General features: G+C 73.9%; 12 protein-coding genes and 1 pseudogene. 9 read left to right on the forward strand and 4 right to left on the reverse strand.

Annotation, left to right across the window (positions count from 1 at the left end; genetic code table 11):
* Positions 1-4: 4 nt before the first annotated feature.
* Positions 5-364 (forward strand): GNAT family N-acetyltransferase, encoded by a 360-nt coding sequence (locus IG86_RS0116720; RefSeq protein ID WP_030897582.1) that lies wholly within the window; start codon positions 5-7, stop codon positions 362-364.
* On the forward strand, positions 361-996 hold the full coding sequence (locus IG86_RS0116725) for an aspartate/glutamate racemase family protein (RefSeq protein ID WP_051785229.1): 636 nt from the start codon (positions 361-363) through the stop codon (positions 994-996). The genes IG86_RS0116720 and IG86_RS0116725 overlap by 4 nt, the downstream gene beginning before the upstream one ends.
* A gap of 313 nt (positions 997-1,309) precedes the next feature.
* On the opposite strand, the gene gndA is transcribed toward IG86_RS0116725, so the two are convergent.
* A complete protein-coding gene (gndA, locus tag IG86_RS0116730; RefSeq protein WP_030897589.1) occupies positions 1,310-2,755 on the reverse strand; it encodes an NADP-dependent phosphogluconate dehydrogenase in 1,446 nt (481 codons plus the stop codon).
* A 184-nt stretch (positions 2,756-2,939) separates the two neighbouring features.
* On the opposite strand from gndA, the gene IG86_RS0116735 reads away from it, so the two are divergent.
* The gene (locus tag IG86_RS0116735; protein WP_030897592.1) at positions 2,940-4,241 is read left to right on the forward strand and encodes a transglycosylase family protein; all 1,302 of its coding nucleotides are present in this window, start codon (positions 2,940-2,942) and stop codon (positions 4,239-4,241) included.
* 102 nt (positions 4,242-4,343) lie between these two features.
* On the opposite strand, the pseudogene IG86_RS43610 reads toward IG86_RS0116735, so the two are convergent.
* A pseudogene (locus IG86_RS43610) lies at positions 4,344-5,078 on the reverse strand (DMT family transporter); the annotation flags it as partial.
* Positions 5,079-5,368: 290 nt separating this feature from the next.
* Here IG86_RS43610 and IG86_RS0116745 point away from each other — a divergent pair.
* Positions 5,369-6,856 carry an SDR family NAD(P)-dependent oxidoreductase gene (locus tag IG86_RS0116745; protein WP_030820910.1) on the forward strand — a complete coding sequence of 496 codons (1,488 nt, stop codon included), beginning with the start codon at positions 5,369-5,371 and terminating at the stop codon, positions 6,854-6,856.
* On the opposite strand, the gene IG86_RS0116750 is transcribed toward IG86_RS0116745, so the two are convergent.
* Positions 6,828-7,358, reverse strand: coding sequence for an HD domain-containing protein (locus IG86_RS0116750; RefSeq protein ID WP_420711491.1), 531 nt, complete (start codon positions 7,356-7,358; stop codon positions 6,828-6,830). The genes IG86_RS0116745 and IG86_RS0116750 overlap by 29 nt on opposite strands.
* A gap of 328 nt (positions 7,359-7,686) precedes the next feature.
* Here IG86_RS0116750 and IG86_RS42990 point away from each other — a divergent pair, with 328 nt between their 5' ends.
* Positions 7,687-7,860 carry a hypothetical protein gene (locus IG86_RS42990; protein WP_157854840.1) on the forward strand — a complete coding sequence of 58 codons (174 nt, stop codon included), beginning with the start codon at positions 7,687-7,689 and terminating at the stop codon, positions 7,858-7,860.
* Positions 7,861-8,047: 187 nt separating this feature from the next.
* Entirely contained in the window at positions 8,048-9,031 is a 984-nt protein-coding gene (locus tag IG86_RS0116760) for an NAD-dependent epimerase/dehydratase family protein (RefSeq protein ID WP_030897598.1), read from the forward strand.
* Here IG86_RS0116760 and IG86_RS0116765 read toward each other — a convergent pair.
* Complete coding sequence (locus IG86_RS0116765) at positions 9,017-10,456, reverse strand: lipase maturation factor family protein (protein ID WP_030820916.1); 1,440 nt, start codon at positions 10,454-10,456, stop codon at positions 9,017-9,019. The two genes, IG86_RS0116760 and IG86_RS0116765, sit on opposite strands and share 15 nt — an antisense overlap.
* A 203-nt stretch (positions 10,457-10,659) precedes the next feature.
* On the opposite strand from IG86_RS0116765, the gene IG86_RS0116770 reads away from it, so the two are divergent.
* The 3 genes from IG86_RS0116770 (at position 10,660) to IG86_RS0116780 (ending at position 15,429) form a co-directional block, all read left to right on the forward strand.
* A complete protein-coding gene (locus tag IG86_RS0116770; protein ID WP_051785230.1) occupies positions 10,660-11,940 on the forward strand; it encodes a DUF6777 domain-containing protein in 1,281 nt (426 codons plus the stop codon).
* 7 nt (positions 11,941-11,947) lie between these two features.
* Positions 11,948-14,011, forward strand: a complete 2,064-nt coding sequence (locus IG86_RS0116775; protein WP_030897603.1) for a SpoIIE family protein phosphatase — start codon at positions 11,948-11,950, stop codon at positions 14,009-14,011.
* Between the two features lie 164 nt (positions 14,012-14,175).
* Positions 14,176-15,429: a tetratricopeptide repeat protein gene (locus IG86_RS0116780; protein ID WP_030820925.1), complete on the forward strand. Its 1,254-nt coding sequence runs from the start codon at positions 14,176-14,178 to the stop codon at positions 15,427-15,429.
* Positions 15,430-15,439: the final 10 nt, after the last annotated feature.

Here is a 15,439-nt window from a genome sequence, read left to right on the forward strand (position 1 = left end):
GACCATGCCGCAGAGCCCGAACACCCCGATCGCGTTCCAGGACGAGCGGGCGGCCGAGCGGCTGCTCGCCGTCGAGGACGGCGAGGCCGTCGGGTACATCGCCTACTTCGTGCTCGACCGGCCGCCCCACGCCCTGGTGGCCGTGCACACGGTCGTCGAGCCGGGCCACGAGGGCCGGGGCATCGCCGGAGGGCTCGTGAGGACCTTCTACCAGCTCGCCGAAGCCGAGGGCGTGCCCGTGGTTCCGCTCTGCCCGTACGCGGCGAGCTGGGCCGCCAAACATCCCGACGCGGCGCCCGACGCCCCGGCCGAGGTCGTGGCGGCGGCGAAGGCACAGCTGGCCGCCGCCTCCGGCCGCCGGTGACGGTCCCCGGCCTGACCCTGCTGCACACCTCGCCCGTGCACGTCCCCGTCTTCGACGGGCTGCGCGACCGGCACCACCCGGGTGCCGTCCTGCGGCACCTGGTGGCGCCGGAGCTGCTGGACCGGGCCCGCGCGGACGGGCCGCGGTCCGTGGCCCCGGCCCTGCGGGAGCTGCTCGCCGCGGCCGGGCCCGGCCCGGTGCTGGTCACCTGCTCCACCATCGGGGCGACCGCCGAGGCACTCGCCCCCGCCCTCGGCGCCCCGGTGCTGCGCGTGGACCGGCCGATGGCGGCCGCGGCCGTGCGCACCGGCCCGCGCATCGCCGTCCTCGCCGCCCTCGCATCGACGCTCACCCCGACGGCGGAACTGCTCGCCGAAGAGGCCGGCGGGCGGCCGGTGTCGGTCGTCCCGCACCTCGTCCCCGGCGCCTGGGAGAGCTTCGAGGCGGGGGACACCGCCCGCTACCTCTCCCGGGTGGCCGAGGCCGCCGACGCCGTCACCGGTGCGGACGTCATCGTCCTCGCCCAGGCCTCCATGGCGGGCGCCGCCCTTCTGGCCACGACCGCCACCCCCGTGCTGTCCAGCCCCGCGCCGGGCCTGGCGGCCGCGCTCGCCCTGACGGCCGAGGCGTAAGGGGCTTCTCGCCGATCATGCCGGGCTCACGGCTGATCCGCCTGATCGACAAGCGACCCCCTGGGGGCGTACGGGACGCAATCGCGGGAAAGTGCCGTACATGGTGCGAAAACTCGAAGCGACGCAGCCGCCGGCCCCCGAGCCCGACCCGACGCCGGCGCCCACCCCGTTCCCGGACCCCGAGCCGATCCCGCGCCCCGTTCCGCCCGTGCCCGGCCCCGTCCCGGAGCCGGACCCGGTGCCCCCGCCGCCGGGACCCGCGCCGGTACCCCAGCCCGGGCCCTGGAGCTAGAGGGTGTCCGGCGGGCGTCCGTCAGTCCGTGCGCACCTCGGAGCGGTCACCGCTCCAGAGGGTGTGGAACGAGCCCTCGCGGTCGGTCCGCCGGTAGGTGTGCGCCCCGAAGAAGTCCCGCTGGCCCTGGGTGAGGGCCGCCGGGAGCCGCTCCGCGCGCAGCGCGTCGTAGTAGGCCAGTGAGGCCGCGAAGGCCGGCACCGGGATGCCCGCGCCCACGGCCGCCGTGATCACGGAGCGCCAGCCCTCCTGCGCCGCTCCGATCTCCTCGGCGAAGCGCTCGTCCGCCAGCAGGCTCGGCAGGTCGGGCCTGGCGTCGTAGGCCGCGCGGATCCGGTCGAGGAACGCCGCCCGGATGATGCAGCCGCCGCGCCACAGGGAGGCGACCGCGCCGAGGTCCACGTTCCAGCCGTACTCCTCGCTGCCGGCCCGGATCTGGTGGAACCCCTGCGTGTACGAGACGATCTTCGACGCGTACAGGGCCTCCTCCACCTGCGCGGCGAACGCGTCCGCCGCCTCCGGCGACAGCGCCGCGGCGGCCGGTCCCGCGAGTCCGCGGGCGGCCGTGCGCAGGTCCGCGTGGCCCGAGACGGCGCGGGCGAACACGGCCTCGGCGATTCCCGACACCGGGACCCCCAGGTCCAGGGCGATCTGCACGGTCCAGCGGCCGGTGCCCTTCTGCTCGGCGGCGTCGGCCACGACGTCCACGAACGCCTGCCCGGTCGCGGCGTCGGTGTGGGCGAGCACCTCCGCCGTGATCTCGATCAGGTACGAGTCCAGGCGGCCCCGGTTCCAGTCCCGGAAGGTCTCCGCGATCTTCGCGGGGGAGTAGCCGGCGACCTCGCGCAGCAGGTGGTAGGCCTCGGCGATGAGCTGCATGTCGGCGTATTCGATGCCGTTGTGCACCATCTTGACGAAGTGTCCGGCGCCGTCGGGGCCCACGTGCGAGGTGCAGGGCGTGCCGTCGGCGGCCTTCGCCGCGATCTTCTCCAGCAGCGGGCCGAGGGACGCGTACGACTCCTTCGAGCCGCCCGGCATGATGCTCGGCCCGAGCAGCGCGCCCTCCTCGCCTCCCGAAATGCCCACGCCCACGAAGTGGATGCCCTGCTCGCGCAGTTCCCGCTCGCGCCGCCGGGTGTCCTCGAAGTGCGCGTTCCCGCCGTCGATGATGACGTCGCCCTCCTCCAGGAGCGGGGCGAACTCGCGGATCACGGCGTCGGTCGGCTCCCCGGCCTTCACCATGATGACGATGCGCCGGGGGCGCTCCAGCGCGTCGACGAACTCCTTGGCCGACTCGGCGGCCACGAACGCGCCCTCGTGACCGAACTCCTCCACCAGCGCCGTCGTCCTGGCGGTGGTGCGGTTGTGGACGGCCACGGTGAATCCGTTGCGGGCGAAGTTGCGGGCGAGGTTGCTGCCCATGACTGCGAGGCCGGTGACGCCGATCTGGGCCGTGCTGGTGCTCATCTGTGCGCTCCTGCGTGCTTCGGTGTGCGGGCTGTGCCGACGCTACCCCGCCGTCGGCCGTGCGGCGCCGAGGCCCGTCGAGTCCTTGTCAAGTTCCGCTGAAGAGCGCCCCGTTGCTCCCTTGTCATGCAATGATCCCGACGTTACGTTGTGCGATTCCTGATGTCTTCGATGGGGGGCTCCCATGGGCGTACGGGGCCGGCACCGCCGGTATCGGCCGAGCAGCATCAACCGGGCCTCGCTGGCCGTCACCGCCGGGGGCGCCGGCATCGCGCTCCCGCTCATGGGCGCCGGAGTCGCCGACGCCGCCTCCGTGGACACCTGGAACAAGGTCGCCGCCTGCGAGTCGACGAACAACTGGCGCATCAACACCGGCAACGGCTACTACGGCGGACTGCAGTTCAGCCAGAGCACCTGGCAGGCCTTCGGCGGCACCACGTACGCCCCGCGCGCGGACCTGGCCACCAAGGACCAGCAGATCGCGGTCGCCGAGAAGGTCCTCAAGGGGCAGGGGCCCGGGGCCTGGCCCCACTGCGGCAAGGGCGCCGGGCTCACCCGGGGCGGCCCGTCGCCGGTCCTCGCCGCGCAGGTCCCCGCGCAGCCCGAGGCGCGTTCGCAGCCCCGGACCCAGGACGTGCGGACCACCCCGGTGCAGGCCAGCACGCCCCGCCCGACCGGAACCTCGGTCCTGCCGAACCCGTACGTCGTCGCGCCGGGCGACTCGCTCTCCGCGATAGCCACCGAGCAGCACGTCGAGGGCGGCTGGCAGGCGCTCTACGAGACCAACCGGGCCGTCGTCGGCGACGACCCGAACCTGATCTTCCCCGGCCAGCGCCTCACGATGCGGGTCACCACCGCCCCGCCGGCCCCGCCCGCGCAGAACCCGGAGAAGCCGCCGCGGACCGCCGAGCCGGTCAAGCCCGGGGAGCCGGCGGCGGAGAAGCCGGCGGAGAAGCCCGCGCCGAAACCGGTGGAGAAGCAGACCCCGAAACCGGCCGAGAAGCCCGCCGAGAAGCCCGCGGAAAAACCGGCCGGGAAGCCCGACACCCAGCCCGCCTCAGCGCAGCAGAAGCCGGCCGCGAGCGGGTTCTCCGCTCCCGTCGACGCCGCCCTCGGCACCGCCTACCGGGTCTCCGGATCGTCCTGGTCCAGCGGCTACCACACCGGCGTCGACTTCCCGGTGGCCACCGGCACCACCGTCAAGTCCGTCGGACCCGGCCAGGTGGTCTCCGCCGGCTGGGCCGGCGCCTACGGCTACCAGGTCGTCATCCGGCACACCGACGGCCGCTACTCCCAGTACGCCCACCTCTCGGCCCTCGGCGTGAAGGCCGGCCAGCAGGTCTCCGGAGGGCAGCGCATCGGCCGCTCCGGCTCGACCGGCAACAGCACCGGCCCGCACCTGCACTTCGAGATCCGCACCGGTCCCGGCTACGGCTCCGACATCGACCCGTTGAAGTACCTGCGCGGCCACGGGGTCCGCATCTGACCCGCGCCGCCCCGGCGGCACGGCCGTGAGCAGGACGAGGCCGGCCGCCGCCAGCACGGCGCTGGCCAGTGCCGCCGCCGTGCCCGCGGCCCCGTAGCGGAAGCCCTCGTCGAAGAGCGTGATGCCGACGGTCGCCGCGACCACGGGATTGACCACCGTCACCGTGGCCAGCGGCGCCGTCAGCCCGGCGCCCCGGTAGGCCGCTTGCGACAGCAGCAGCCCGCCCGACGCCAGCACGGCGATCGCCGCCAGGTCCGACCACAGGCCGGCCGGCGCGCCCGCCTCGACGTTCTCCGCGACCGACTTGGTGAACACCGAGGCCATGCCGAAGGCCGTACCGGCCGCCGCGGCCAGCAGCACGCTGTGCAGCACCACCCGGTGCATCCGGTGCGCCGCCAGGAACAGCGCCGCCACCGCCGCCCCGGTCACCACGAACAGCAGGCTCCGCTCGCCGTCCGCCAGCGGCTGCTCCGCCCGCCCGGCCCCGCCCGTCAGCGCCAGCAGCCCGGCCAGTCCGACCGCGGCCAGCACCGCGCCGCGCCACGCCGCCGCGCCCGCCCGGCGCCGTACGAAGACGGCCGCCATCGGCAGCGCGAACACGATGGTGAGGGCCCCGAGCGGCTGGACCAGGCTCAGCGGCCCGTACGCGAGCGCCACCACGTGCAGCAGCGCGCCGAGGCCGTTCAGCCCGACCGCCACCCACCAGCCGCCGCGGCGCAGCGGCGCGTACCGCCGGTCCGGCGTGCTCGCCGCGACCCTCTCCTGGACGATCGCGCCACCCGCGTACGCCATGGCCGACACGAGGCAGAGCAGGACCGACAGCGCCAGTGCACTCATAAGCTCCACAATGCCCGACCCATCTGCGCTATTCCTCCGCCCACAGGTGGTCACGAGTCATACTCCCGACGTAGTACGGGAGTACGCAGCGCGGGCCTTCCACCAGCACAGCGCCACCCCTACCGTGCCCCACGGTCACCACGTGGATCCGTACGGTGACGGCCTGTTCGCGATGCGTGAGGCGCCCGACCTCGGGTTTGGCTCGGGGCGCAGGGGATCCGTACAGTTTCCCTTTTGAGGACCTCCGCAGCAGGCGGATGCGGACGAGTGATCAAGGAACGGCAGCGGCCATGACGGTGACCGAAGACAGCCACGACCAGGCTCAGGCCTACGGACCGGGCATCGACCCCGAGCGGCTGGCGCTCTGCCTCGACGTGCTCGCCGAACTCGACAAGATCGACGTCGACCACCCGGACGCCATCGCCGTCCGCCGCGCCACGGCCGGGGTCTACCGCACGGTCAAGCAGCGCCGCCGCCAGGAGCGCCGCGCCGCCAAGACCGCCAACGACAAGGCCGTCACCGAGGCGACCGCGACCGGCTCCGCCGAACGCATCGACGACGAGACCGAGGGCATCCTGCCCTCCTCGGTCACGGAGGCCGGCCGGATCGCCGGGATACTCCAGCGCCCGCGCTCCTGCTACGTCTGCAAGACCCGGTACGTCGAGGTCGACTACTTCTACCACCAGCTCTGCCCGGGCTGCGCCGCCGAGAACCGCACCAAGCGGGAGGCCCGCGCCGACCTCAACGGCAAGCGCGCGCTGCTCACCGGCGGCCGGGCCAAGATCGGCATGTACATCGCGCTGCGGCTGCTGCGCGACGGCGCCCACACCACGATCACCACGCGCTTCCCCAAGGACGCCATCCGCCGCTTCAAGGCGATGGAGGACTCGGCGGACTGGATGCACCGCCTGGAGGTCGTCGGCATCGACCTGCGCGACCCGGCCCAGGCCGTGGCCCTCGCCGACCAGGTGGCCGCGGCCGGCCCGCTCGACATCCTGATCAACAACGCGACGCAGACGGTGCGCCGCCTGCCCACCGCCTACGCGGCGCTGGTCGAGGGGGAGTCCGCCCCGCTGCCCGCCGGTGAGCTCCCCGCCCACCACGTCATCGGCGCCTTCAACTCCGGCGCGGTCGACGGCCTGGCGGCGCTGCCCGTCGGCGTCAGCGGACTCGAGGCGCAGAAGGTCGCCGACCTCGCGCTGGTCGCGGGCAACGCCAGCCTGGAGCGGCACCTCGCCGGCACCGCCATCGACGCCGGCGGCCTGCTGCCCGACGTCGTCGACAGCAACACCTGGGTACAGACCATCGACCAGATCTCCCCGGTGGAGCTGCTCGAGACGCAGCTGTGCAACTACACCTCCCCCTTCATCCTGATCAGCGCGCTCCGGCCGGCCATGGCGGAGGCCGCCCGCAAGGCCGCGGGCGGGCGGGCGTACGTCGTCAACGTCTCGGCGATGGAGGGCGTCTTCAGCCGCGGCTACAAGGGCGCCGGGCACCCGAACACCAATGCCGCCAAGGCCGCGATGAACATGGTGACGCGGACCAGCGGCCAGGAGATGTTCCAGACCGACCGCATCCTGATGACCTCGGTCGACACCGGCTGGATCACCGACGAGCGCCCGCACTTCGACAAGCTGCGCCTGGCCGAGGAGGGCTTCCACGCGCCGCTCGACCTGGTGGACGGCGCGGCCCGCGTCTACGACCCGATCGTGCGCGGCGAGGCCGGCGAGGACCTGTTCGGCGTCTTCCTCAAGGACTACGCTCCGGCGAACTGGTAGCCCCGGCCCCCCGGCCCGCGCCCCGGCCCCCAGGGCCCGGCACCGACCCCCTCGGCAGACCGAGGGGGTCGATCGCGTTCCCGGCCGCCCGGCGGGCCCCGGCCGCGACCAGCTCCAGCAGCGGGCGCCAGTCCTCCGGTACACCCGCGTCCAGGCCGCAGGCCGCCGCCGTCTCGCGGGCCTGGCGCAGGGTGGCCACCGCGTCCGCGTCACCGCCCGGCCCGTCGGCCCCGTCCGCCCCGTCCGCCCCGTCGGCCGCCCCGGCCGGCGCGTGCAGCCGTACGAGTCGCGCCACGCGCTCACCCAGCAGGGGGCGCACCGCCTCCGCTGCGAGTACGGCGTGTCGCGCTCCGTCACCCGGACGGAGCATCTGGCCCATGTCGTGCAGCAGGCCCGCGAGCTGCAGTTCCTTGTCGGCGGGATGCGAGCGGCGAAGCAGCGCCGCCGTCCGCAGGGCGCGGTCGTCGCGGCTGCCGCGCAGCAGCTCCATCAGCTCAACCACGCTTGTGACGTACGGCACTTCGGCCTCCGGCACTCCGGACCTCGCCACCGCCGACCCCCTCCGTCGCGCCTCGCGCATCCGGGTCCGAGCACACCACCCGTGACGTGCCCGCCGACCCACGACTTGCTGAATTCGGGACGAAACTAAGAGGGCGCAGCGGATTTTGCCTTCCTATCGAGCGGAGGTCCGCTCATATGTGTACCCTGGGGCATCAAGACGGCCCCCATCCGGGCCGCGCTCCACTAAGGCGCCACCGCGTCCGGAACCCTTGATCCCTTGCCCGGCTCGCGGTCAGCCTGCCGGGTTACGCGACACAGAGGAGTGCGCGGTGACTGAAAAGACGCAGCCCGAACCGAAGTTGCTGGAGCGGACCGGATCGCGTGCCAAGACGCGGTCCGACGAACTCGGAAGCCTCGAGGTCTGGGCGCGCTCCGCCCCGATCCGGCTGGCCGGGTACGAGGACGACCTGGCGGAGGCCCACATCCTGCCCGGCATCGACTAGTCCGCGAGGACTGCCGTACCCACCCGCAGAGCGGTGACAAGCGCCCCCACGTGCCCACCCGCACCGGGGGCGCTGCCCTGTCCGGCCGGTCCCCGTTCCCGCCGGTCCCCGTCCGCTACGCCCTGAGCGTCATCGCCGAGAGCGATCACCGGTTCCGCGGCCCGTCCCGCCGGTCCAGGGTGAGCACATGAAGCTGCTGATGCTGGGTGGTACCGAATTCGTCGGACGCGCGATCACCGAGGACGCCCTCGCCCGGGGCTGGGAGGTGACCGTCTTCCACCGGGGGCACCACGCGCCCCCGCCGGACACCCGTGCCCTGCACGGGGACCGCACCGCACCCGGGGGCCTGGCCGCCCTCGCCGAGGGGGAGTGGGACCTCGTCGTCGACACCTGGGGCGGCGCCCCCACGGCGGTGCGCGACAGCGCCCGCCTGCTGAGCGGCCGTGCCGGAAGGTACGCGTACGTCTCCAGCCGCTCGGTCTACTCCTACCCGGCCCCCGCCGGGCAGGGCGAGGACGGCCCCCTCGTCGAGGGCTCGCCGGACGCCGGGGCGACCGCCTACGCCGAGGACAAGAGGGGCGGCGAACTCGCCGCGCTGGACGCCTTCGCCGACCGTGCCCTGCTGGTCCGCGCCGGGCTGATCCTCGGCCCCTACGAGAACGTCGGCCGGCTGCCGTGGTGGCTGAACCGCATCGCACGCGGCGGACCGGTGCTCGCCCCCGGCCCGCGCGGACTCCCGCTCCAGTACATCGACGTGCGCGACCTCGCGCGCTGGACCCTGGACGCCGCCGAGGCCGGGCTCGGCGGCCCCTACAACCTGGTCTCGCCGACCGGGCACGCCACCATGGGCGCCCTCCTCGACGCCTGCGCCGCCGTCACCGGCCGGTACGCCGAGCTGCGCTGGACCGACCCGGCACCGATCCTCGACGCCGGCGTGGAGCCCTGGACAGAGCTGCCGGTCTGGCTCCCCGAGGGCGAGTCGTACGACCACATGTTCGGCGGCGACGTGACCAGGGCGCTGGAGGCCGGCCTGAAGTGCCGGCCCGTCGAGGAGACCGTGGCCGACACCTGGGCCTGGCTGCGCACCCTCGACGGCCGGGCCCCGCAGCGGGCCGACCGGCCGGCCCCCGGACTCGACGCCGAGCGGGAGGCCGCGCTACTCGGGCTCTGACAGCCGGGCGTCCGCGAGCCGGGTGGGCGGGAGGTACTCGCGCACCAGCGTGCGGTGCCACCAGGCCCCGCTCTCGCGCAGCTCCCGCCAGGTGGTGAAGCGGTAGCGGTAGAGCAGGGCGCGCACATGCACGGGCGGGGCGTCCGGGAACGGGTTGTGGCGCAGCAGCCGCAGCGTGTCCCGGTCGCCCGCCAGCAGCCGCTCCACGAACGGCCCGAACCAGTCGCGCGCATAGCCGGGGGAGATCGCCGCGAACCACATCAGCCAGTCCAGGCGCAGGTGGTAGGGGGCGAACTGGCGCGGCAGCCTGCCAGGTTCGCCCGGCTTGCCCCTGAATCCGTACTCCTTCCAGTCGCCGTCCTCGCGCGGCACGCGGTCCGCGGTGCCCTCGACCGCCACCTCCATGCGGACCCGCCCGACCGATCCGAAGGCCCCGTAGGTGTTGACCAGGTGCAGCGCGTCGAAGGACCGGTTCATCACCTGGCGGCGCGAGACCATGTTGAGCACCGGGTGACGGCTGAGGAACAGCACCAGGGCGGTCACCGCGCAGACCAGCACCACGAACCACACGGGGGCCGGCCGTGAGGCGGCGGCCGGGGGCGGTCCCGCGAGCCCGGTGAAGTCCACGGCCGACACGGCGAGGGTGATCGTCAGCCAGTTCAGCCAGGCGAAGTTCCCCGACAGCACCAGCCACAGCTGTGTCGCGATGACGGCCCCGGCGGCGTACGAGGCCACCGGCTGCGGGGTGAACAGCAGCACGGGGACGACCAGCTGTGTCACGTGGTTGGCGGCGCACTCCACCCGGTGCAGCGGTTTCGGCAGATGGTGGAAGAACCAGCTGAGCGGCCCCGCCATCGGCTGCGTCTCGTGGTGGAAGTACAGGCAGGTCAGCTTGCGCCAGCAGGGGTCGCCGCGCATCTTGATCAGCCCGGCCCCGAACTCCACGCGGAAGAGCACCCAGCGCAGCAGCCACAGCACCAGCACCGGCGGCCCGGCCCGGGCGTTGCCGAGGAACACGGCGAGGAAGCCGACCTCCAGCAGCAGTGACTCCCAGCCGAAGGAGTACCAGGTCTGGCCGACGTTGACGATGGAGAGGTACAGCACCCACAGTGCGGCCCACATCGCCATGGCCGCGGCCAGCGGCACCTCGTCCCCGGCTCCGGCGGCCAGGGCCGCCGCCAGCGCGGCGCCGGTCCAGGCGCAGCCCGCGAAGAGCCGGTCCGAGTAGCGCAGTTGGAACAGGCTCGGGGCGCGCCGGAAGGGCACGTACCGTACGTAGCGCGGTACGGGCAGCATGCCGTGCGCCCCGATCAGGGCCCGGAACTGCAGGGCGGCCCCGACGAAGGCGACGAGGTAGACACCGGCCAGGGCTCGCTGGAAGACCAGCCGGGCGAGCCAGTACCCGGGCGCCGTGAACCAGTCCATCGTCTCCAGTATCCGGCGGGTCGGGTGGCGCCGGCCAGCCCGCGCAGCCGGCGGCCGATCCGGCGGGCTGGCCTTGAGCGCGTTCAATTCGCAGTGGCGCGCCTGTGGGGTCCCCTGAACGCGTTCAAGGTGTTCTCCGGTTGCGGCTCGTCCGCGGATGCGGCAGACAAGAGGAAGTAATCGGGGCGAAAAGGGAGAAATTCGTGAACGGACCGTCACTTCCGACACCTCGTCAGGCGTCGCGTCGTCAGGCACCGGCCGGCGCCGCCCTCTTCGCACTGCTCGGCCTGTTCGCCGTGGCCTGCGGCGGACACGACGAGCCGACCAGCGCCGCAGGACCCGAGAGCCAGGAGGTCTACCTCCAGCCGGTGGCCAACGTCGGCCCGGACCCCTTCACCTCCTCCTCGGCCACCAGCGAGTCGGCCCCCGTCCAGCCCCCGCTGCCCAACCCCACCGGGCAGGGCATCCGCACCGTCAACGCGGCCACCCCCGGCCTGTACGGCGGCACCCAGCGGCTCGGCAGCTGCGACGTGGAACAGCAGGTGAGCCACCTGACCGAGGACAGCGCCAAGGCCCGGGCCTTCGCCCAGGCGTCCGGCATCGAGGAGGCCGGCATCCCCGACTTCCTGCGCGGGCTGACCCCCGTCGTACTGCGCGCCGACACCCGCGTCACCAACCACGGATTCCGCGGCGGGCGCGCCGACGGCTACCAGTCCGTCCTCCAGGCGGGCACCGCCGTCCTCGTCGACGAGCACGGCATGCCCCGGGTCCGGTGCGGCTGCGGCAACCCGCTGGGCTCGCCGCGCGCGGCCAAGGGGAGCCCGGTGCACAAGGGCGACCCGTGGAACGGCTACCAGCCCAACCAGGTCGTGGTCATCGAGCCCACCACCCACGTGATCAACAACCTGGTGATCGTCAACATCGCGGACAACACCTGGATCGAGCGCAAGCGCGGTGACGACGGCGCCCAGGACCGGACCCCGCAGGCCCTGCCCCCGTACGACCCGGCCGACGGCATCCCGAACGGCCCCGCCGCCGCGTCCGGTGCCGCCTCGGCCGAGCCCTGCCCGAGCGCGGCCGGATCCGGTCCGGCGGACTGCCCGTCGAACCCGTCCTCGCCGAGCTCGCCGGGCGGGAACGCGCAGCAGAGCCCCGGTGTGCCCCTGAGCCCCTCCACCCGGCCGCGCCAGCCGCAGCAGCCGCAGAAGCGGCCGCCGGCGGACCTCCCCCCGGACACCCCGTCCGACCAGCTGACGCAGGACCCGGCCGATCCGGCGCTCCCGCCGTGGCCCGGCGGATCGACCCAGCCCGGCGATCCCCAGGACCCGTACGCCGATCCCTACGCGGACCCCTCCACGGGCCCCTCCACGGATCCGAACGCCGACCCCTACGCCGATCCGTGGACGAACCCCTCCGCCGACCCCTACACCGACCCGGACCTCATGCCGACCGCCGACCAGGGCCACCCGCTGGAGAGCGCCTGACCGGCCCGTGTGTCATGGTGGACCGGTGCCGACCACCGTATCGCTGCCGGACGACTGGCCCGCACACCCGGACCGGTCGCTCTCGCTCAACCGCATGGGAAGTTTCGACTGGGACCTGGTCACCGGTCTCATGCACATGGACGAAGCGGCCCTCGACGTCTTCGACACGAACCCCGACGAGTACGACGGCCGGCCCGAGTCCCTCTCCCCGCGCGTCCCGGCGGCCGAGTCGGCACGGCTCGACGCCATGGTCTCCTCCGCCCTCAAGAGCGAGGTCGACAGCTACGGCGCCTACTTCCGCATCCGCTGCCGGGACGGGCGGCTGCGCTGGACGCACACCCAGGGCCGCGTCATGCGCGGCCCGGACGGGCGGCCCCACCGGATCATCGGCATCGTCCGGGACGCGACCGAGGAACTCAGCCACTCGGCGGAACGGCTCGGACTCGACGAGGAACGGCGCCGGCAGACCTCGGTGGTCGAGAGCACCACCGCCGCCCTCGCCCACGCCCGGACCGTGCAGGACGTCATCGACGCGCTCGGCGACGCCCACGGCCTGGAACGGCTGGGTTCGATGGGCATGGTGATGGGCCTCGTCGAAGCCGGCCGGATCCACCTCGTGGCCGAAGGCCCGGAGGGCAGCTTCGTCCCCGGGACCCGCTACACCCGCATCGACGAGCAGTACCCGATGAGCGAGGTCGTCCGCTCCCTCCAGCCGCGCTTCCTCGACTCCGCCGAGGAATTCGCCCAGGACTACCCGGCGCTCTGGACGAAGATCTCCTACATGCAGATCTCGGCGGCCGCCTATCTGCCGCTCATCGCCCAGGCCCGCCCGATCGGCGCCATCGGACTGCTCTACCAGGACAAGGACGGCTTCACCCAGGAGGAGCGCAACCTGCTCGTCGCCCTCGGCAGCAGCATCGCGCAGAGCCTCCAGCGGGCCATGCTGCTCGAACAGGAGCACGACCTGGCCGAGGGCCTCCAGCAGGCCATGCTGCCCCGGCGGATCCCCGCGGTGCCCGGCGGGGAGATCGCCGTACGGTACCGCTCCGCCCGGATGGGCCAGGACATCGGCGGCGACTGGTACGACGTCATCCCGCTGCCCGGCGGCCGGGTCGGCGCCGTCATCGGCGACGTCCAGGGCCACGACACCCACGCGGCCGCGGTCATGGGCCAGCTGCGGATCGTCCTGCGCGCCTACGCCGCCGAGGGGCACTCGCCCGGCACGGTCATGGCCAGGGCCTCCGTCTTCCTCCACGAACTCGACACCGAACGCTTCGCGACGTGCACCTACGTGGAGGCCGACCTCTCCACCGGGGTGCTCCAGGTGGTCCGCGCGGGCCACATCGACCCGCTGCTGCGCACCCGCGACGGCGACTGCCACCGGCTGCCGGTGGGCGGCGGCATGCCGCTCGGCCTCTCGGCGGAGTTCGGCCGGCTCGAATATCCGGTGACCACCGTGGAACTCGATCCGGGAGAAACGCTCCTGCTGTGCACCGACGGCCTGGTCGAACACCCCGGCGCCGACCTCGACGACGGCATCCACCTGCTGACCTCCCACATCCGCAACGGCCCCGCCGACCTCCAGCTCCTCGCCGACCGGCTGTGCGAGATCGTCACCGAACGCGGCGGCGACGACGACATGGCGCTTCTCCTGCTGCGCCGCCGGCCCGCACCCGCCCCACCCGGCGGCGGCCGGCTGCAGCAGCACGTGGCACCGGGCGACCCGGAGGCCCTGGTGGCCGCCCGCCACATGATCGGGGCGGCGGTGCGCGCCTGGGGCGCGCGGGAACGGGCCGACGAGATCGAGCTGGTCGCCGACGAACTGATCGTGAACGCGCTCATGCACACGGACGGCCCCGCCATCGTGACCCTGCGCATCCTGGCGGGCCACCAGCGCAGACTGCGCGTGGAGGTCGCCGACCGCTCCAGCGCACTCCCGCGCCGACGGGAGGCGGGCGACTCCGGGGTCTCGGGCCGGGGCCTGATGCTGGTGGACCGGCTGGCGGACGTGTGGGGCGTGGAGCCGCGCGGCAGCGGCAAGTGCGTGTGGTGCGAGTTCGTCATGGGCTAGGGAGTGTCCGCAAAGTAGCGTCGGCCGCCCGGAGGGCGCGCGTGCCGGACCCCGCCGCGCAGGCGGGACTTCGCGGACACGACCTAGGGGGTGTCTCGCCGATCGTGCCGGGCCGGTGAAAGTCCGTTGCGGTGCCGGCGCGGGGTCCGTGAGGATCGGGGGCGATGACCAACGCCATGGACGAAGTACGCCGTTTGATCAAGCAGGACGATCTGCCCGGAGCGGTCCGGTCCCTGCGGCCGCACGCCGAGACGGCACCGATCGCCGAACTCGCCGAGGCCACCAGGGCCCTGGCCGACAGGGCCGGGTTCGAGGACCTGGCCGACGCCGCCCGCAAGGCAGCCGAACGCACCCACGAACCGCAGGCCCTCTACGACTTCGGGTACGCCTGCGTCGAGCGCGGCATCGCCTTCCTCGCCGTCGCACCGCTGCGCGAGGCCCTCAGGCTGCTCCCCGACTCGCGCACGCTCCTCGCCGAGCTGGTCTCCGCCCTGGAGGACGAGCACCGGCACACCGAGGCCGCCGCGCTGCTCGCCGCCCGCGGCGACCGGCTGCCCGCCTGGCCCGAGACGTACCTCCTCGTGCACAACACCCTGTTCGCCGGGGACCTGGACACCGCCGAAAGCCTGCTGCCGGGTCTGCCCGCGCCCGAGGACCCGCAGTGGGCGCCCGCCCGGGAGCGCCAGGCCCGCCAGGTCCTGCGCAGCGGCCAGTCCCGCCGCGCCCAGCGGAGCGCCGGACACCCCGACCCGTTCGGCCCGGCCGACCTGCGCGGCTGGCACTACGGCCTCACCGGCGGACTGCTCGGCACCCTGTCCCCGTACGGCTGGGACGGCGGCATGACCGGCCGGTACGCCTACCTCGGCGACACCCACGAGCTGTGCCGCCACGGCCTGGCCCGCCTGGGGCTCGTCCTGGAGGCCGCCGGGCGCCGCCCCGCATGCGTCTCGCTGCTGCCCGGCCGGTCCGAGCGGATCCTCGGTCTCGCCGCCGCCGCGGTGCTCGGCCTGCCCGCCGTCCCGTACCGGCCGGACCGCACGGACACCCTCGTCGTCGCGTACGACCTGACCAAGGCCGACCCGGACCTCGTCCGCACCCTGCACGCGCGCACCGACGGCCAGGTCCTGTCCGAGCACGCCACCTGCTGGACCGAGCCGCCCGCGGTGAGCGCAGACTTCAGCACGCTGCTGTGCCAGTTCGTGGTCCCGCCCTGGCGGGACGACGAGCGGCCCGAGGAGGAGATCGCCCGGGACGTCGCCGCGGCGGACCCCGCCCCGGACTGCGGCGACGGAGCAACCCCGCCCGACCCGGACGAGGCCTTCCGCGCCTTCGCGGCCGGCGTCGCCCCCGGCTGGCTCGCGGCTCCCCGGGACCGGGTCCCGTCGCCCGGCCCCGTTCCCAGCTCGCGCTTCGCCTGAGGCGGCGGCA

Origin of the sequence: Streptomyces virginiae (genome assembly GCF_000720455.1) — a bacterium.
Lineage (GTDB): Bacteria > Actinomycetota > Actinomycetes > Streptomycetales > Streptomycetaceae > Streptomyces > Streptomyces virginiae.

What these genes read in the sequence shown, in the direction of transcription:
- IG86_RS0116720 (WP_030897582.1), top strand. Translation starts at nt 5, where the DNA reads ATGCCGCAGAGCCCGAACACCCCGATCGCGTTCCAGGACGAGCGGGCG.
- gndA (WP_030897589.1), bottom strand. Translation starts at nt 2,755, where the DNA reads ATGAGCACCAGCACGGCCCAGATCGGCGTCACCGGCCTCGCAGTCATG.
- IG86_RS0116735 (WP_030897592.1), top strand. Translation starts at nt 2,940, where the DNA reads ATGGGCGTACGGGGCCGGCACCGCCGGTATCGGCCGAGCAGCATCAAC.
- IG86_RS0116745 (WP_030820910.1), top strand. Translation starts at nt 5,369, where the DNA reads ATGACGGTGACCGAAGACAGCCACGACCAGGCTCAGGCCTACGGACCG.
- IG86_RS0116760 (WP_030897598.1), top strand. Translation starts at nt 8,048, where the DNA reads ATGAAGCTGCTGATGCTGGGTGGTACCGAATTCGTCGGACGCGCGATC.
- IG86_RS0116765 (WP_030820916.1), bottom strand. Translation starts at nt 10,456, where the DNA reads ATGGACTGGTTCACGGCGCCCGGGTACTGGCTCGCCCGGCTGGTCTTC.
- IG86_RS0116780 (WP_030820925.1), top strand. Translation starts at nt 14,176, where the DNA reads ATGACCAACGCCATGGACGAAGTACGCCGTTTGATCAAGCAGGACGAT.